At 69.9% G+C, this 16,966-nt stretch carries 15 protein-coding genes; 5 read left to right on the forward strand and 10 right to left on the reverse strand.

What is annotated here, in order from left to right; all coding sequences use genetic code 11:
• Window positions 1–38: 38 nt before the first annotated feature.
• From ACQEVY_RS06015 to solA, 10 genes are all read right to left on the reverse strand, one after another.
• Window positions 39–977 carry an aldo/keto reductase gene (locus ACQEVY_RS06015; protein WP_432945554.1) on the reverse strand — a complete coding sequence of 313 codons (939 nt, stop codon included), beginning with the start codon at window positions 975–977 and terminating at the stop codon, window positions 39–41.
• Window positions 974–2,440: an aldehyde dehydrogenase family protein gene (locus ACQEVY_RS06020; protein WP_432945556.1), complete on the reverse strand. Its 1,467-nt coding sequence runs from the start codon at window positions 2,438–2,440 to the stop codon at window positions 974–976. The genes ACQEVY_RS06015 and ACQEVY_RS06020 overlap by 4 nt, the downstream gene beginning before the upstream one ends.
• Window positions 2,437–3,390, reverse strand: coding sequence for a succinylglutamate desuccinylase/aspartoacylase family protein (locus tag ACQEVY_RS06025; protein WP_432945558.1), 954 nt, complete (start codon window positions 3,388–3,390; stop codon window positions 2,437–2,439). The genes ACQEVY_RS06020 and ACQEVY_RS06025 overlap by 4 nt, the downstream gene beginning before the upstream one ends.
• A gap of 33 nt (window positions 3,391–3,423) precedes the next feature.
• Window positions 3,424–4,779, reverse strand: a complete 1,356-nt coding sequence (locus ACQEVY_RS06030) for an aminotransferase class III-fold pyridoxal phosphate-dependent enzyme (protein WP_432945560.1) — start codon at window positions 4,777–4,779, stop codon at window positions 3,424–3,426.
• Window positions 4,776–5,642, reverse strand: coding sequence for an ABC transporter permease (locus ACQEVY_RS06035; RefSeq protein ID WP_432945562.1), 867 nt, complete (start codon window positions 5,640–5,642; stop codon window positions 4,776–4,778). The genes ACQEVY_RS06030 and ACQEVY_RS06035 overlap by 4 nt, the downstream gene beginning before the upstream one ends.
• Window positions 5,639–6,532, reverse strand: a complete 894-nt coding sequence (locus ACQEVY_RS06040; protein ID WP_432945564.1) for an ABC transporter permease — start codon at window positions 6,530–6,532, stop codon at window positions 5,639–5,641. The genes ACQEVY_RS06035 and ACQEVY_RS06040 overlap by 4 nt, the downstream gene beginning before the upstream one ends.
• Window positions 6,533–6,535: 3 nt before the next feature.
• Window positions 6,536–7,675 (reverse strand): ABC transporter ATP-binding protein, encoded by a 1,140-nt coding sequence (locus ACQEVY_RS06045; protein ID WP_432945566.1) that lies wholly within the window; start codon window positions 7,673–7,675, stop codon window positions 6,536–6,538.
• A complete protein-coding gene (locus tag ACQEVY_RS06050; RefSeq protein ID WP_432945568.1) occupies window positions 7,668–8,765 on the reverse strand; it encodes an ABC transporter substrate-binding protein in 1,098 nt (365 codons plus the stop codon). Before ACQEVY_RS06050 ends, ACQEVY_RS06045 begins: the two co-directional genes overlap by 8 nt.
• An 84-nt stretch (window positions 8,766–8,849) precedes the next feature.
• Window positions 8,850–9,821, reverse strand: a complete 972-nt coding sequence (locus tag ACQEVY_RS06055) for a succinylglutamate desuccinylase/aspartoacylase family protein (protein ID WP_432945570.1) — start codon at window positions 9,819–9,821, stop codon at window positions 8,850–8,852.
• 66 nt (window positions 9,822–9,887) lie between these two features.
• Window positions 9,888–11,024 (reverse strand): N-methyl-L-tryptophan oxidase, encoded by a 1,137-nt coding sequence (solA, locus tag ACQEVY_RS06060; RefSeq protein WP_432945572.1) that lies wholly within the window; start codon window positions 11,022–11,024, stop codon window positions 9,888–9,890.
• Window positions 11,025–11,304: 280 nt separating this feature from the next.
• Here solA and ACQEVY_RS06065 point away from each other — a divergent pair, with 280 nt between their 5' ends.
• From ACQEVY_RS06065 to ACQEVY_RS06085, 5 genes are all read left to right on the forward strand, one after another.
• Window positions 11,305–12,051: an IclR family transcriptional regulator gene (locus ACQEVY_RS06065; protein WP_432955087.1), complete on the forward strand. Its 747-nt coding sequence runs from the start codon at window positions 11,305–11,307 to the stop codon at window positions 12,049–12,051.
• A 375-nt stretch (window positions 12,052–12,426) separates the two neighbouring features.
• Window positions 12,427–13,170 carry an IclR family transcriptional regulator gene (locus ACQEVY_RS06070; protein ID WP_432945574.1) on the forward strand — a complete coding sequence of 248 codons (744 nt, stop codon included), beginning with the start codon at window positions 12,427–12,429 and terminating at the stop codon, window positions 13,168–13,170.
• Window positions 13,171–13,434: 264 nt separating this feature from the next.
• Entirely contained in the window at window positions 13,435–14,463 is a 1,029-nt protein-coding gene (gene tdh, locus ACQEVY_RS06075) for an L-threonine 3-dehydrogenase (RefSeq protein WP_432945577.1), read from the forward strand.
• A gap of 80 nt (window positions 14,464–14,543) precedes the next feature.
• Window positions 14,544–15,752: a glycine C-acetyltransferase gene (locus ACQEVY_RS06080; protein ID WP_432945579.1), complete on the forward strand. Its 1,209-nt coding sequence runs from the start codon at window positions 14,544–14,546 to the stop codon at window positions 15,750–15,752.
• 5 nt (window positions 15,753–15,757) lie between these two features.
• A complete protein-coding gene (locus ACQEVY_RS06085; RefSeq protein WP_432945581.1) occupies window positions 15,758–16,723 on the forward strand; it encodes a LysR family transcriptional regulator in 966 nt (321 codons plus the stop codon).
• The last annotated feature ends 243 nt before the right edge of the window (window positions 16,724–16,966 follow it).

Consider the following 16,966-nt stretch of genomic DNA (forward strand, 5'->3'; position numbering starts at 1 on the left):
AGCCTCGATTCGCGGGTGGAGTAAGGGAGTTGGGGAGGTCAGACGACTTGCTCGCCGGGGGTGACGATCGCGTCGAGTGCGGCCAGGTCGGCCGCGTCGGGGATCCAGTCGGCCGCCGCCGCGTTGGCGGTGACCTGTGCTGGGGTCATGGCGCCGCAGATGACGGAGCCGACTGCGGGCAGGGTGGCCAGTGCACCTACGGCCACCTGGAGGAGGGTCAGGCCGCGTTCGGCGCCGTACGCGGTGAGCGCCTCGACCTTGTCGAGGGCCTCGTCGGTCAGCCAGCCCTGCCGCCAGGACAGCCGGCTGCCGGGCGGGGGCTGCTCGCCGCGCCGATACTTGCCGCTGAGCAGGCCGTTCGCGAGCGGGTAGTACGGCAGGAGACCCATGCCGTGGCGCAGGCAGGCGGGGATCACGTCCTGCTCCACGCTGCGGTCGAGCAGGTGGTAGCGGGCCTGGGTGGAGACGAAGGCGTCGGTGAGCTGCTCGGCTGGGAGGTTGGAGCAGCCGAGGTACTGGATCTTGCCCTCGCCCACCAGCTCCACGAGGGCCTCGACGGTCTCGTCCAGCGGCGTGACGCCGTCCGGTTCGTGGTACTGGTACAGGTCGATCCACTCGGTTTCGAGCCGGCGCAGCGAGGCCTCGACGGCGTACCGGACGTAGCTGCGGGAGCCACGCGGGCCGTGCCGTTCGGCCTCCTCGTCCATCTCCATGCCGAATTTGGTGGCCAGGATGACGTCCTCGCGGTGACCCTTGAGAGCGACGCCCAGCAGCCGCTCGCCGTCGCCGCGCGCCCCGCCCAGGTCGCCGAATCCGCCGTACATGTCGGCGGTGTCGAAGAGCGTGATCCCGGCATCAAGTGCCGCGTGTACGACGGCAGTTGTGCCCTGCTCGTCGAGGCGGGAGCCGAAGTTGTTGCCGCCGACACCGACGACGGAGACGGCCGGGCCGCGTTCGCCGAGGGTGCGGTACCTCATGACCCGCTCCCGAATCCGATGCAGACGTTCTTGATCTGCGTGTAACTCGCCAGCGCCTCCAGGCCCTTCTCCCGGCCCCAGCCGCTGTGCTTGTAGCCGCCGAAGGGGAGCTCGACGCCGGTGCCGACGCCGGTGGCGTTGATGTTGACCTGGCCGGCCCGGATGCCCTCCGCGAGACGCATCGCCTTGTCGATGTCGCGCGTCCAGACGTACGAGGAGAGGCCGTACGGGCTGTCGTTGGCGATGTCCAGGGCCTCGTCCGCGTCGTCGAACTCGATGACCGTGATGACGGGGCCGAAGATCTCCTCTTGGGCGCAACGGGCCTGGTTCGTCAGGCCGGTGAGGACGGTCGGCTCGACGTAGTAGCCGTCGGCGAGCGCCTTGTCGGAGGGGGCACCGCCGCCCGCCCGGGCCGTGGCGCCCTCCTCGCGGGCCAGGTCCAGATAGCCCAGCACCCGGTCGCGCTGCCGGGCCGCGACCAGCGGGCCGATGTCCGGGTCGGTGAGCCCCGGGCCGATGCGCAGGGAGGACGCGTACTCGACGAGCTTGTCCAGGAACTCCTCGGCACCGCGCTGCAGCAGCAGTCGCGTACCGGCCGAGCAGGTCTGGCCTGCGTTGCCGAAGACCGAGGCCGCGATGGCGCCGAGCGCCAGGTCGAAGTCGGCGTCCGCGAAGACGACGACCGGCGACTTGCCGCCCAGCTCCGTGACCGAAGGCACCACGTTCGCGGCGGCCGCCTGGGCGACCTTGATACCGGTGGGCACCGAGCCGGTGAAGGTGACCTGGTTGATGTCCGGGTGGCCGGCCAGGGCCGCGCCCGTCTCGCCGTCGCCGGGGACGACGTTCAGTACGCCCGCCGGGAGACCGCACTCGAGGGCGATGCGACCGATCTCCAGCGGGGTGAGCGGCGCCTCCGGTGAGGGCTTGAGCACCACCGTGCAGCCCGCGGCCAGTGCGGGGGCGGAACCCCTCGCGGTGTTCTGCAGCGGGTAGTTGAACGGGATGATCTGCCCGGAGACGCCGATCGGCTCGCGGACGGTGTAGTCAAGCAGCCCCGGGCCCAGCGGGATCGTGGAACCGCCGAGCTTGTCGGCGAAGCCCGCGTAGAACTCGAAGTAGCGGGCGGCGGCCTCGACATCGGCCTTCGCCTGGCGCAGCGGCTTGCCGACGTCCTGGCTCTCCAGCCGCGCCAGCCGCTCCCCCTGATACCGGATCGCCTCGGCGATCCGGTACAGGATCCGGCCCCGGTCGGCGGCACGCATCCGCGCCCACTCGGGCGCCACGAAGGCCGCCCTGGCCGCGGCTACCGCCCGGTCCACGTCCGCCTTGCCGGCCAGCGCCACCTGGGTGAGAGCCGTCCCGTCGGACGGGTCGACGACGGTGAAGGTGCGGCCGTCGTCGGCGGGCACCGGCTTGCCGTCGATGAGGAGCAACTGCGTATCACCGCTCATGCCACCGCTCATGGCTGGATCTCCCCGAGGACCTCACCGAAGATGACGACCTCGTCGCCCGGACGGACCGTGCGGATCCGCCGCACCCAGAGCACGATGCCGTCCTGCGGGGCGGTGACCTCTTCCAGCGTGTTGCCGTAGTGGTCGGTGATGGTGGCGATCAGGTCGCCTTCCTTGCAGTTCTCCCCAGGCTCGGCCCGAGCGACGAAGAAGCCGCCGGAGGCGGAGCGGGCGAAGGTGCCGGAGACGGTCGTGTAGGTGTCCCGCAGCTCCGCCGCGCCGTCGATCATGCCGAGCTGGCGCAGGATGTTGCGGATCGAGTGCATGTGCACCTCGACGTTGGCCTCGCGGTAGGTGCCGCCGCCGACCTCGAGGGTGATGGCGGGCTTGCCCGCCGCGAGGACGGGGTGGCGGACCGTGCCGCCCCACTTGCCGCCCTTCCACACCAGCTCGTGCCCGGCCGCCAGCGCCAGGTCGGTGGCCAGGTCCTCGTATCCGCCCTGGAGGATGACCAGCGGGGCGATCTCGCCGTAGGCACCGCCGGTGTGCAGGTCGACCACGGCATCGACGGCCGGGACGACCTTCTCGACGAAGGTGGCGGCCAGCCGCTGGGAGTACGAGCCCTCCGCGTCGCCGGGGAAGATCCGGTTGAGGTTCAGGTAGTCCAGGCCGCTGGTGCGGGCCGCCGCCTCGAAGGCCGGGGTGTTCAGGCAGGGGATGCCGACGACGGTGCCGCGCAGGGTGGCCGGGTCGAGCTCGGCGAGGACACGCCGGATGGCTTCCTGGCCGTCGTACTCGTCGCCGTGCACGCCCGCATCCACGCAGAGGACCGGGCCGTCCTGGGCGCCGTTGATGACGATCAGGGGTATGCCGAGTTCCACGCCGTAGCTGCTGGTGCCGACCGGGATGAGGCCCTGGGCGCGCTCGCCGGGGGCGACGGTCAGCGAACCGATGGAGTACATGTCGTTCCTTTCGAAGCTCTCAAGAAGTGGGTGTCACAAGCGGGCGGAGGCCTCGGCGAGGGTGTCCGCGATGATGTCGGCGATACGGTCCAGAAGTGCGCGGTCGCTGATCAGCGGGGGCGCGATCTGCACCAGGGGGGCGGCGCGGTTGTAGACGCGGGCCAGGAGGCCGGCCTCGCGCAGGCGGCGCGGGACGAGGTCGACGATCAGCTCGGTACGGGCCCGGTCGCTGAAACCGCCGCCGTCGAGGTCTCCGACGAGTTCGCAGGCGTAGAAGAACCCGGCGCCGCGTACGTCACCGACGATCGGCAACTCGCCCAGGGACGCCATGCGTTGGGCCAGGTGACCCTGGTGGCCGCGGACGTGCTCCAGGACGCGGTCGCGCTCCATGATGTCCAGGGTGCGCAGGGCAATGGCCGCGCTCAGCGGGTGGCCGCTGAAGGTGTAGCCGTGGTTGAGGACCTCGCCGGGGCGGTTGATGACCTCGGCGACGGTCCCCGCGACCAGGGTCGCGCCCATCGGTGCGTAGCCGGCGGTGATGCCCTTGGCAACGGTGACGATGTCCGGGCGGGCGCCGTAACACTCGCCGCCGAACCACTCCCCCAGCCGGCCGAAGGCGGTGATCACCTCGTCGGCGACCAGCAGGAAGCCGTACTGGTCGGCCAGTCGGCGCAGGCCCTGCCAGTAGCCCTGGGGCGGGGTGATGCAACCGCCCCGGTTCTGCACCGGTTCCGCGATGAGCATCCCGACCGACTCCGGTCCCGCCGCGAGAACCGTGGCCTCGACGTCGGCGAGCAGGTACTCGGTGAACGCCGCCTCGTCCAGCGGCTGTTCGAGGGCGCCGCGGTTGGTGTTGGCGACGAAGTGGGTCTCCACGGCGGGCGGCCCGTACGGCTCGGTGAGGCCGGGGTCGTCCGTGAAGGACAGCGCCCCGAGCGTCAGCCCGTGGTAGGCGCCGCGCCGGGCGATCGCCTTGATGCGGCCCGGCTCACCGCGCAGGGTGTGATACCTGCGGGCGATCTTCCAGGCGGTCTCCACGGCCTCGGCGCCGCCGCCGCTGAAGAAGACGTGCTCGATGCCGTCGGGGGCCAACGCGGCCAGCCGCTCGGCGAGTTGGAGCGCCGTGGGGTGCGCGGACTCCGACCACAGGGGGCTGTAGCACAGTTCGCGCAGCTGCTTCTCGGCCGCCTCGGCGATCTCCTCGCCGTAGGAGTAACCGATCTGGCAGCAGTACAGCCCGGACAGTCCGTCGATATAGCGGTTGCCGGCCGCGTCGTCGACGTACGGTCCCTCGCCGTGGCGTACGACGAACAGTTCCTTGTCCGGTGCTGCGAGCGATCCGTTGGCGGTCATGTTCAGCAGCAGGTGCCGCTGGGCGGCGGTGGTCATACGGCCTCGCCTCCGGGGTTGGCGATCCCTGCCGTGTTCTCGACCGACAGCAGGGAGTCCTGCCGTCCGGAACCGAGCCAGCGCACCATGGCCACCAGCACCAGGGCGAGGATCGCGCCGGCGGTGAGGAGCGCGCTGACCGCGGTGACGCTGGGGTCGATGTCGAAGGTCAGGGAGTTGTAGACCCGCACCGGCAGGGTGACGGTGTCGACGGAGGAGAGGAACTGCGAGATGTAGAACTCGTCGAAGCTGGTGATGAAGGAGAAGATCGCCGCCGCGATCATTCCGGGGGCGGCCAGCGGGAAGGTGATCTTCCGGGCGATCGTGAGACGGCCCGCTCCCATGCTGGCGGCGGCGTCCTCCAGGCGTTCGTCGATGCCGCGCAGCGTCGCGATCAGGATCAGTACCGCGATGGGTGCGGCCAGCACGGTGTGGCCGAGTGCGATGGCGATCGGGCTGCCCAACATCGCGGCCGGCTCGAAGAGCAGGAACAGGCCCAGTGCGGTGACGATCTGCGGGATGACCAGCGGGCCGAGGACCAGAGCGAAGACCGCCGAGCGCAGCGGGAGTTCGCTGCGGACCAACGCGGTCGCCGCGGTCACCCCGATGATCAGCGAGAAGACGGTGCTCAGGCAGGCGATCAGGGCGCTCAGGGAGAGCGCGGCGGGCCATTTGCTGCCGTCGGCGAACAGCGCCTGGTACCAGTTCAGCGTCCAGGTGTCGGGCGGGAAGGCGGCGAAGGCATTGTCGCTGAAGGAGGTGACCAGGATGACCACGATCGGCAGCGCCAGGAACAGCAGGATCACGGTGGCGACAGCGGTCAGGATGATCTTCCCGGCCAGGGTGCTGCGCAGCTCCATCATGAGAGGCTCCTCTTCCTGCGGCTGGCGCCGAGCGAGGTCACGAGCTTGACCAGCAGCAGTCCGGCGAAGGTGATCAGCAGCAGGATCACGCCCTGGGCGGCCGCCCCGTTCCACTGGTTCTGCTTCATCACCTGCTGGTTGATCAGGGTGGCGATCATCGTCTGGTTGGGTCCGCCCATCAGGGCGGGAGTGATGTAGTAGCCCAGCGACAGGATGAAGCTGAGCAGTCCGGCGCTGGCCAGTCCGGGGGCGACCAGCGGCAGGTAGATGCGACGGAAGATCGTCACGCGTCCCGCGCCCATGCTGGACGCGGCAGCCAGCAGCCGTCGATCCACCCCGCGCATCACCCCGTACAGCAGCAGCACGGTGTACGGGAGCATCATCGAGGTGGTGCCGATGACCACACCGAGCTCGTTGTACAGCAGCTGGAACGGCGCACCCGGCACCCACAGGCCGGCCAGGGACTCGTTCACCAGGCCCTTGTCGCCGAGCATGATGATCCAGCCGTACGTGCGCACCAGGGCGCTGATGAAGTGCGGGACGACCACGATCAGCATGGCCACGCCCGCCCACAGGGGCTTGAGCCGGGAGATCGCGTTGGCCAGGACGAAGCCGAAGACCAGGCTGAACAGCGCGGTCTCGGCGGAGATCCGCAGCGTGGTGAACAGCACCGAGAGGTTCACGCCGGTGAGTGCGTCGACGTACCAGTGCAGGGTGAGTGCGCCGTCGGTGCCCTGCACGCTGAGGAGCAGCGTGCTGAGGATCGGGTAGACGAACAGCACCAGCAGATAGACGACGACCGGCAGCGCGTACAGGATGCCGACCCTTGTGCGGCGCGAGGCCAGCAGCCTGCGCGGGCGCGCGGGAGCGGTGGCGGTGATGGCGGCCATGACTCACCCGCCCAGTTCGACGGGGAAGAGATTGACGTCCTCGGGGTCGGCGGAGATGCCGACCCGTTCGCCGGTGACGGGGCCTCGGCCGGCCGGTACCTCCAGGCGCAGCAGCGGTGCGTCACCGCCGTCGATGCGTACGCCGGCCCGGACCAGGGTGCCCACGTACGTGGCGGTCTCCACCGTGCCCGTACAGAAACCGTCGTCCGGGGCACAGGCCCGCAACCGGCCCGGCTGCACCGCGACCTTCACCTGGGCGCCGGAAGCCAGCTCGTGGCGGCGCGCCTTGATCAGGCCGCCCGACTCGTCGAGGCGGACCAGGGTGTGCTCGTCGGTGTGCTGCTCGATACGCCCGGGCAGGAAGTTCGCCGCGCCCAGGAAGTCCGCCACAAAGGGGGTCCTGGGCCGCTCGAAGAGTTCCCGTGGGGTGTCGAACTGCTCGATCAGGCCGTTGCGCATCACCGCGATGCGGTCCGACATGACCAGCGCTTCTTCCTGATCGTGCGTCACATAGATGACGGTCAGGCCGAGTTCCTGCTGGATGGTCTTGATCTCCACCTGCAGCTGGTCACGCAGCTTCTTGTCCAGCGCGCCCAGCGGCTCGTCCATGAGGATGACCGGGGGGCGGTAGACCAGCGCCCGGCACAACGCGACCCGCTGCTGCTGACCACCCGACAGCTCACGCGGCCTGCGCCCGCCGAACCCGGACAGGCCCGCGATCTCCAGCGTCTCCCCCACCCGACGGCGGATCTCGTCCTTCGCCACCCCGCGCAGGGTAAGCGGGAAGGCGACGTTCTCACTGACCGTCATGTGCGGGAAGAGCAGGTACTGCTGGAAGACGAAACCCAGGTTGCGTTTCTGCGGGGCGAGCTTCGTGACGTCGCGATCCCCGACGGTGATGGTGCCGGAGTCCGGTTCACAGAACCCGGCGATCATCATCAGGGTCGTGGTCTTGCCCGACCCCGAGGCGCCGAGGAAGGTGACGAACTCCCCCGCCGCGATCTCCATGGACGCCTCGTCCACGGCGACCACATCGCCGTAGGTCTTGCGCAGGGATACCACCGACAGTGCTTTGCCGGTCGTCGTGGCCGACGGGGTGTCGGCCGTCTTGACAGTAGGAGTAACCACACCATGTTCAGCCACGAGCCCACTCCAACCAGCGCTGGGTGACGGCCGCTTCGTTCTTCAGCCACCACTCGATGTCGGCGTCAAAGCCCTTGTCGTAGTACTTCGGCGCACCCGCGAGGGCGTTGCGCTCGTCCTCGCTGAGCTTCTCGTAGGCCAGCGGGGAGGACGGGTTCGACGGGAACGCCTTGGCCAGGGCGGCCTGGCTCTCGGCCCGCAGCGAGAAGTCCATCAGCAGGTAGGCGTTGTCCGCGTTGGCGGCGCCCTTGGCAATCGCGTAGCCCTGGAACTGGCGGCGCATGCCGTTCAGTTGACGCTCCACCGGCACGTTCTGCTTCTGCAGATCGGCCAGCCGGCCGTCCCACACGGTGGACATCGTCACTTCTTCGCGGCTCAGCAGCACACCCGGGAGCGGGCCGCTGTCCCAGAACTTCTTGATGTCGCCCCGCAGCCGGCTCATCACCTTGAAGGCACGGTCGACATCGAGCGGGTACAGCTTATCCATCGGCACGCCGTCGGCCAGCAGCGCGAACTCCAGCTCCGGCAGGTCACCGTCCGGACTGACCATCGAACGCCCGCCCTTGAACGCCTTCGTGTCCCAGAAGTCCGCCCACGACTCCGGCTTCTTCCCGCCGAAGGCATCCGTGCGATACCCGATGCACTGACCGTAGAAGCTGTTGCCGACGGCGTGCTCGGAGATCTGGTTCTCGGGGATCTTCGCGCTCTTCACGCTCTTGACCCGGTCCAGGTCCAGCGCCTCCAGGGCGTCCTGCTTCACGTACTTGGCGTGGGACATCATCGAGTTGTTGATGAGGTCGCACTGCGGGCGGCCCTGCTTGATCTGGGCCAGCAGCGGGGCGTCGTCCAGGTTCAGCACCTTGACCTGGATGCCGGTCTCCTGCGTGAACGGCGTGTAGATCGCCTTCTGCAGGGCCGCGCCGAAGGCGCCGCCGCTGTCGCGGACGATCACCGTCTTGCCGCCACCCTTGCCACCGGCGGCGGACGAGCTGCGACTGGTACCGGTACCGCAGGCGGCGAGGGACGCGAGGGCGGCAATGCCGCCTGCTCCACGCAGGAGCGCTCTGCGGCCGATCATGGGATCACTCATGACAAATCTCCTGGAAGTAGCGCGTGGGACCGGCTTATTGAGGGTTGGGGGGAGGGAAATCGGTGGGGGCGGGTAGGCGGCCCGTCAGTCGTTCGGGGCGGCGATGGCGGAGAGTTCCGTACCGGGGCGAACGGTGAGCCCGTTCATGTCGTAGATGATCTGTCCTGTGGCAGTGGCGGCGATCTTGTGCTCGGTGCCGTCGGCCGGGTCGATGATGCGGCCGATGGTCTGTCCTTCGGTCACCTCGTCACCGGTGATCGCGTCCGGGTACCACAGACCGGTGGTCGGGGAGACGACCTCGCCCGTCCAGGCCCACTCGCGCGGGGGTGTGGTCACCGGGGCGACGTGCTGCGGTGCCTCGATGACATCGAGGTGGTGCAGCAGCCGGTACAGGCCGTCGAGCAGCCTGCGTACGGTGGCGGGGTCCCGGTCACCGAGGTCACCGGTCTCGACGAGGATGGCGGGGATGCCCTGCCGGTTCGCCGCGGCGTGGCTGTTGCCGCCGGCCGGGCTGGTGCCGAAGATGACGCGCTCGTATCCGACCGCGTGGGCCATTCCCTTGTTCTTCGCGTCCAGCTCGGAGTCGCCCGTCAGGCGGTAGCCGACGAAGTCGAGCAGATGCTGGTCGATGCCGCCGCTGTGCAGGTCCACGTAGGCGTCGGCGCCGTCGATGACGTACTCGAACAGCCAGGCCGCCATCCGGTCGGTGGGGCCGCCGTCCTTGTCGCCGGGGAAGACGCGGTTGATGTTCACGCCGTCCAGCGGGGAGATGTTGAGCCTGCCGCCGTAGACGGCCGGGGGGTTGGCCACGGGGCAGATCACGACCTGGCCGGCGATGTCGTCCGGTTCCAGCAGTCCGGCCAGGCGGGTGGCCGTGTCGACGCCGATGAACTCCCCGCCGTGGACGCCGCCGGTGATGACGACCCTGGGGCCGGGGCGGGTGCCGTTGATGAGGATCAGCGGGACTTCCACCGTCGTGGGGCCGAGGTCGGCGGGGATGACCCCGCGGGTCTTCTGGCCGGGCTCCGCTCGCAGCGGGCCGATGGTCAGTGTCATGTGTCGTACCTCAATCGGGCTCAGGCCTCGGTGCGGCCGAGTGTGGTGATGAAATCGATCGGTGGCTCAGGCCGCGGTGCGGTCGACGGTGGAGATGAAGTCGATGGGCTGGGACGAGGTGCCGTCCAGCGCCAGGTCGGCGGCGATGTCGCCGAAGGCGGGCGAGAGTTTGAAGCCGTGGCCGGAGAACGCGGCGAGCAGTACGACGTTCTCGGCGCCGGGCAGGGGGCCGACGAGCGGGCGGCTGCTCTCGGTGTAGCCCTCCATGTAGACGGAGAGGCGGGTCGGGTCGGGGTGCAGGTCCGGGATGTAACGCCTCATCAGCTCCGAGAAGATCTCCAGTTCCTCCGGCTGCACGGTGCGGTCCAGCTGGTTCGGGTCGCCGGCGAGGCGGTGCAGGGCGCGGGACAGGCCGAGCTTGACCGACACACCGTCCGGGGAGGGCAGCCCGTAGAAGTGCGTGGGGGCCGTACGGATGAAGGCGGGGCGCTCCTCGCCGAACCAGGCGTCGGTCGTGGGCGTGTACCAGGCGCTGATGAGGCGGCGGATGTCCACCTCCCACGGCAGATCGGGCAGCAGGTCATTCACCCACGGGCCCGGTGTGACCACCGCGGCGTCGAAGCGCTCGCTGCCGGAGTCGGTGCGTATCTCCACCCCGCCGTTCACCGGCGTGATCTCCCGCACCGGTGTGTAGCGGTGGATGCGCGCGCCCAGTTGCTCGGCGCGGCGGGCCGCGGTCTGGACCGTCAGCTCGGGCCGGATGAAGCCGGCGCGGCGGTCGAGTACGGCCGCGTCGCCGTCCTCGATCCGGTACTGCGGGAAGCGCTTGGCCAGTGCCTCGGCGTCGAGCACATCATGGTCGAGGCCGTGCTCGGCGATGGACTGGAGGACGGTGGCCATCTGCTGCTGTTCGGTGGGCCCCATCAGCAGGCACCCGGTCAGGCGGCGCAGCTCGCGGCCGGTCTCCTGCTGAAGCTGGCCCCACAGGGTGTCGGCGTGCTTGAGGAGCGGGACGTACCGGGAGTCCTCGAAGTGCGCGCTGCGGAAGATACGGGTCTCGCCGCCGGCGGCGCTGCGGTCGTGGCCCGGGGCGAACCGGTCGTAGGCGACGACCTCGGCACCGCGGGCCGCCAGCCGCCAGGCGGCCTGGCTGCCCATCGTTCCGACGCCGACGACGGCGACACGCTTCCTGGCAGCTGACACAGGACTTTCCTTTCGTATCGCCGGGGCGCATGCTGTGCCCGGCGTGAGGCTGTTCGATTCGAGAGGGGTACGGAGGGGCGCTGGGTGTCTTGTGGAGCCCAACTGCTCGCATCCGCCCGGTCTCTGAGTTCCGGCTCACTTGCTTCGTCCGCCGGAGTGGCCGTGCCACATTGTGGAATGCTGTGCTAGAATCTGGCATGAGAATGACAGCGGCACCGAGGGGAGTCAAGAGGGTGTCCGACGGAAATTCCGAGGATTAACAGGGGGAAACCGGATGGAAATGAAGAGCGTCACCAGGTCGCTGCGCATCCTGGAGGCAGTCGCGCAGCATCAGCCGGTGACCGTCGGGGAGTTGACGAAGATCTTCGGCCTCCCGAAGTCGACCGTGCAGCGCACCCTGGTCACACTGGCCGAGGCGGGGTGGCTACGGGCCAACCGCAAGGACACCACCCGCTGGGAGATCGGCGCCCGCGTCCTGGCCGTACGCCCCGCCGCCCTGCAAGGCTCCAGCCTCTTCGCCGCCGCACGCGAACCGATGATGCGCCTCCGCGACGCGGTGAACGAGACGATCCACCTGACCGTGCCCGACGCCCTGCAGTGCGTGGTCGTCGTGGACCGCGTCGACTGCGACCACCCCGTACGGACCTTCCACACCATCGGCGACACCTCGCCGATGCACGCCACCGCCAACGGGCGCGCCATCCTCGCCCACCTGCCGCAACAGGACGTCGAAGAGCTCATCGCGCAGGGGCTGGAGCGCTTCAGCGACTCGACTCCCACCGACCCCGACGAACTGCGCGCCGAGCTGGACCAGATCCGCGCCGACGGCTATTCGGTCAACCGCAACCAGTTCCGGCCGGGCGTCTGCGCCATCGCCGCACCCGTCCTCGACGAGGAGGGCACACCGCTGGCCGCCGTGGCCATCTCGATGCCCGACTCACGCTTCGACGCGGACCGGCTGCCCGAGTGGGGCCGCATCGTCGCCGATACGGCCGCGGAGATCACGGGCCGCCGACTGGGCGGCTGAACACGAGACGGACGCATCACAGGCGGACGCATCACAGGCAAGGGTCGGCCCCCACGCACGTGCGTGGGGGCCGACCCTTTGTGCGCTCACGGCTTTCGCCGCCCTGCGCCGGCCGGGGGAGAAGGGCCGGGCGCAGGGCGGGTGCACCACACGGCGCGGTAGGCGAGTCAGGGCGCTACCGCTGTCCATCGCCGCGCGGTACGGCATCGGATTCCGCATCCCCTCGACGACGGCCTGATCGCTGGACCGCCTCCGAGGTCGTGCCATATCGTGGAACGCCATGCTAGAATCCGGCACGAGCATGCCCGCGACTCCCGGAAGGAGTCAAGAGGTGAGAACGAAAAATCCACACGGCTTACGGGGGCACGGATGGAAATGAAGAGCGTCACCAGATCGCTGCGCATCCTGGAGGCCGTCGCCAAGCATCAGCCGGTGACCGTCGGGGAGCTGACGAAGCTCTTCGGCCTGCCCAAGTCGACCGTGCAGCGGACGCTGGTGAGTCTCAACGAGGCGGGGTGGCTGCGGGCGAACCGCAAGGACACGACCCGCTGGGAGATCGGCGCCCGCGTCCTGGCCGTACGACCCGCCGCCCTCCAGGGATCCAGCCTGTTCGCCGCCGCCCGCGAGCCGATGATCCGGCTCCGCGACGCGCTGAACGAGACCATCCATCTGTCGGTGCCCGACGCCCTGCACGGGATGGTCGTCGTCGACCGGGTCGACTGCGACCATCCCGTACGGACCTTCCACGCCATCGGCGACTCCTCACCCCTGCACGCCACCGCCACCGGGCACGCGGTCCTCGCCCACCTGCCGAGGTCCGAGGTCGACGAGGTCTCGGCGGGCGAGCTGGAGGGCTACGGCGAGGAGACCATCACCGATCCGGCAGAGCTGCGCGCCGAGCTGCGCCGGGTCAGGGAGCGCGGATACTCCGTCAACTACAACCAGTTCCGGCCCGGCGTCTGTGCCATCGCGGCGCCCGTCCTGGGCGACGACGGCATGCCCCTGGCCTCCGTGGCCGTCTCCATGCCCCACTCCCGGTTCGAGCCCGACCGGCTGACCGAGCTGGGGCGTCTGGTGACCGGCGCCGCCTCGGAGATCACCGCCCGCCATCTCGGCTGACGGCGGTCCGAGGGCGGCTGCCCGATCCAGGTGAGGGGCGCGGCGCATCATGCGCGGAGCGACCTGCGCGGAGCACCGTGCGCGGAGCGACCGTCGCGAGTCGATCGTGAAGGCAGGCTGTCGGTCCGGTTAAGAAATCCTCGATGGACCGGACGCCCGCCACCAGGCAGATTGCTCATGCCCGGTACGGCCTGGATGTCGGCGCCCGCAGCGCCGTCCCGCGTACCGGAGTCTTCCCATCCCCTCGCGCACAGGAGCCGCGGCATGAAGGCACTGGTGAAGGACAAGGCAGAGCCCGGTCTGTGGCTGAGAGACGTGCCGGAGCCGTCCATCGGCCCCGGCGACGTCCTGATCAAGGTTCTCCGTACGGGCATCTGCGGCACGGACCTGCACATCCGCGCCTATGACGGCTGGGCGCAGCAGGCCGTGCGTACGCCACTCGTGCTCGGCCATGAGTTCGTCGGCGAGGTCGCCGAAGTCGGCCGGGACGTCGCCGACATCAAGGCCGGCGACCTGGTCAGCGGCGAGGGCCACCTGGTGTGCGGCAAGTGCCGCAACTGCCTGGCCGGCCGGCGGCACCTGTGCCGGAACACGGTGGGGCTCGGCGTCGGCCGCGACGGCGCGTTCGCCGAGTACGTGGCCCTGCCGGCCGGGAACGTGTGGGTGCACCGGACGCCCGTCGACCTCGACACGGCGGCCATCTTCGACCCGTTCGGCAACGCCGTGCACACCGCGCTGTCCTTCCCCCTGGTGGGCGAGGACGTCCTCATCACGGGAGCAGGGCCCATCGGCATCATGGCCGCGACGGTGGCCGCGCACGCCGGAGCCCGCAACGTGGTCATCACCGATGTCAGCGAGTACCGCCTGGCACTGGCCCGCAAGGTCGGCGTCGATCTGGCGGTCAACGTCGCAGAGACGACGATCGAGGCGGCTCAGCGGCAGCTTGGCCTGCGGGAGGGCTTCGACGTCGGCCTGGAGATGTCCGGCCGACCCGAAGCCCTGCGCGACATGATCGCCAACATGACGCACGGCGGGCGCATCGCCGTCCTGGGACTGCCCGCTGAGGAGTTCGCCGTCGACTTCGCCAGGATCGTCACCTCCATGATCACCATCAAGGGCATTTACGGCCGGGAGATGTTCGAGACCTGGTACGCCATGTCGGTCCTGCTCGAGCGCGGGCTCGACCTCAGCCCGGTGATCACCGGCCGTTACGCCTACCAGGACTTCGACGCGGCCTTCGAGGACGCCGCGAGCGGGCGGTGCGGCAAAGTCGTCCTCGACTGGACGGCCTGAGCCGTACGCGTCCTCCGCGTCCCTCACGCCTTCGCGCCCCCAACTCCCGTACGCCCGCTGCCCCGAGGAGCTCACCCGCCATGTTCGACTCCGTGCGCGACGACCTGCGCGCCACCCTGGACGAGATCACCGCCGCCGGCCTGCACAAGCCCGAGCGCGTCATCGGCACCCCGCAGAACGCGGCCGTCGCCGTCACCGCGGGCGGCCGCCCCGGCGAGGTACTGAACTTCTGCGCCAACAACTACCTCGGCCTGGCCGACCACCCCGAGGTGGTCACCGCCGCCAAGGAAGCACTGGACCGCTGGGGCTACGGCATGGCCTCCGTCCGCTTCATCTGCGGGACCCAGGAGGTCCACAAGCAACTGGAGGACCGGCTCTCCCGCTTCCTCGGCGCGGAGGACACGATCCTGTACTCGTCCTGCTTCGACGCCAACGGCGGTGTCTTCGAGACCCTGCTGGACGAGCGGGACGCGGTCATCTCCGACGCCCTCAACCACGCCAGCATCATCGACGGCATCCGCCTGTCCAAGGCCCGCCGCCACCGCTACGCCAACCGCGATCTGGCCGACCTGGAGCAGCGGCTGAAGGAGTCCTCCGACGCGCGGCGCCGGCTGATCGTCACCGACGGCGTCTTCTCGATGGACGGTTACGTGGCGCCCCTGCGGGAGATCTGCGACCTCGCCGAGGCGTACGACGCGATGGTGATGGTCGACGACTCGCACGCCGTCGGCTTCGTCGGGCCCGGCGGACGCGGCACGCACGAGCTGCACGGTGTCATGGACAGGGTCGACATCGTGACCGGCACGCTCGGCAAGGCCCTCGGCGGCGCCTCCGGCGGGTACGTCGCCGCCCGCGCCGAGATCGTCGCGCTGCTGCGCCAGCGCTCCCGGCCGTACCTGTTCTCCAACTCGCTCGCCCCGGTGATCGCCGCCGCGTCCCTGAAGGTCCTGGACCTCCTGGAGGACACCGACACGGGACTCGGGGCCGCCCTGCGGCAGCAACTCGCCGCGAACACCGTGCTGTTCCGGACGCGGATGACGGAGGAAGGGTTCGACATCCTCCCCGGCGACCACCCCATCGTGCCCGTCATGATCGGCGACGCGGCCATCGCCGGGCGGATGGCCGAACTGCTGCTGGAGCAGGGCGTTTACGCCGTCGGCTTCTCCTACCCGGTGGTCCCCCACGGACAGGCGCGTATCCGGGTGCAGCTTTCGGCCGCCCACTCCGCCGCCGATGTGGAGCGGGCCGTGGCAGCATTCGAGGCGGCCCGAGCGACCCTGGGAGACTGAGCGACATGATCGAGATGCGGCGGCTGCGGATCCTGCGCGCTGTGGCAGACCACGGGACGGTGACCGCCGCGGCCGCCGCGCTGTACCTCACCCCGTCCGCCGTCTCCCAGCAGCTCGCCGCGCTGGAGAGCGAGACCGGCCAGCGGCTGCTGGAGCGCAACGGGCGCGGTATCCGCCTCACGGCCACCGGGGAGATCCTCCTCGATCACGCCAACACGATCCTCGCCCAACTGGAGCGCGCCGAGGCCGAACTCGCCGCGTACACCTCGGGCGCCGCCAGCGAGGTGACCGTCGCCTCCTTCGCCACCGGCATCGCACTCGTCCTCGCACCGGCCATCGCAGAGCTCGCGGACACCGCACCCGGGATCCGGATCCGAGTGCGTGACGCGGAGGGCGACGAGAGCCTGCCGATGGTGCTGGACGGGGAGGCGGACGTGGCGGTGGCCGTGGAGTACCGCGGCGCACCGCGGGAGGACGACCAGCGTCTCGCGCGGGTGCCGCTGTACTCCGAGGCGTTCGACGCCGTCCTGCCGGTCGGCCACCGGCTCGCGGGCGCCGGAAAGGTGCGGGTGGCCGACCTGGCCGACGAGCCGTGGATCGGCCCGTACCCCGGCAACCCCTGCCACGACGTGGTGATGCTGGCCTGCGAGTACGCCGGATTCCAGCCCCGCCTGCAGCACTCGTCCGACGACTTCCGTGCCGTCGTCGCCCTCGCCGGCGCCGGTGCGGGCGTAGCCCTGGTACCGCGCTCCGCCCTGCGGGGCACGGAGCTGACGGGCGTGGTGATCCGCCCACTCGACGACGTGGCGGTGACCCGCCGGGTCTTCGCGACCGTACGGCGCGGCGCCGAGGGCCATCCCCTGATCCGGCCGGTGCTGGACGCGCTGCGCTCGGCGGCAGAGACGGCTGTGCCATCCGGCGGCCCCAGCCCCGCCGACCCCGACGATTCCCTGTCACGTTCAGTGTGTTGAGGACCAAGCGCCGAACCTGCCGTTCTGGCACACCTGCAGGAACACACCCAACCCGACCGGACGGCCAAGCGAGGCGGCGGGCGCACTGCGTCCGTGCCCGCGCGGTGTTGCTGAAGGCGGGGTGGGCGAATCGCCCTCCGCCAGAGCAGATCGGCATGCGTCGTGGCCGTTGTGACATGGAGCAGGTGACAGGCACAGAAGCGAGGCTCTGAGCAGCCGCACCGTAAAGGCGGCGGACTGTTA

This window comes from Streptomyces sp. CA-288835, from assembly GCF_050936385.1.
In the GTDB taxonomy this organism is placed as follows: domain Bacteria; phylum Actinomycetota; class Actinomycetes; order Streptomycetales; family Streptomycetaceae; genus Streptomyces.

Bases quoted from the DNA above. Each gene is read 5' to 3' on its own strand.
- ACQEVY_RS06055 (WP_432945570.1), bottom strand. From the start codon at position 9,821: ATGACACTGACCATCGGCCCGCTGCGAGCGGAGCCCGGCCAGAAGACC.
- ACQEVY_RS06070 (WP_432945574.1), top strand. From the start codon at position 12,427: ATGAAGAGCGTCACCAGATCGCTGCGCATCCTGGAGGCCGTCGCCAAG.
- ACQEVY_RS06015 (WP_432945554.1), bottom strand. From the start codon at position 977: ATGAGGTACCGCACCCTCGGCGAACGCGGCCCGGCCGTCTCCGTCGTC.
- ACQEVY_RS06020 (WP_432945556.1), bottom strand. From the start codon at position 2,440: ATGAGCGGTGGCATGAGCGGTGATACGCAGTTGCTCCTCATCGACGGC.
- ACQEVY_RS06085 (WP_432945581.1), top strand. From the start codon at position 15,758: ATGATCGAGATGCGGCGGCTGCGGATCCTGCGCGCTGTGGCAGACCAC.
- ACQEVY_RS06035 (WP_432945562.1), bottom strand. From the start codon at position 5,642: ATGATGGAGCTGCGCAGCACCCTGGCCGGGAAGATCATCCTGACCGCT.
- ACQEVY_RS06065 (WP_432955087.1), top strand. From the start codon at position 11,305: ATGAAGAGCGTCACCAGGTCGCTGCGCATCCTGGAGGCAGTCGCGCAG.
- ACQEVY_RS06050 (WP_432945568.1), bottom strand. From the start codon at position 8,765: ATGAGTGATCCCATGATCGGCCGCAGAGCGCTCCTGCGTGGAGCAGGC.
- ACQEVY_RS06030 (WP_432945560.1), bottom strand. From the start codon at position 4,779: ATGACCACCGCCGCCCAGCGGCACCTGCTGCTGAACATGACCGCCAAC.
- ACQEVY_RS06080 (WP_432945579.1), top strand. From the start codon at position 14,544: ATGTTCGACTCCGTGCGCGACGACCTGCGCGCCACCCTGGACGAGATC.
- ACQEVY_RS06040 (WP_432945564.1), bottom strand. From the start codon at position 6,532: ATGGCCGCCATCACCGCCACCGCTCCCGCGCGCCCGCGCAGGCTGCTG.
- tdh (WP_432945577.1), top strand. From the start codon at position 13,435: ATGAAGGCACTGGTGAAGGACAAGGCAGAGCCCGGTCTGTGGCTGAGA.
- ACQEVY_RS06025 (WP_432945558.1), bottom strand. From the start codon at position 3,390: ATGTACTCCATCGGTTCGCTGACCGTCGCCCCCGGCGAGCGCGCCCAG.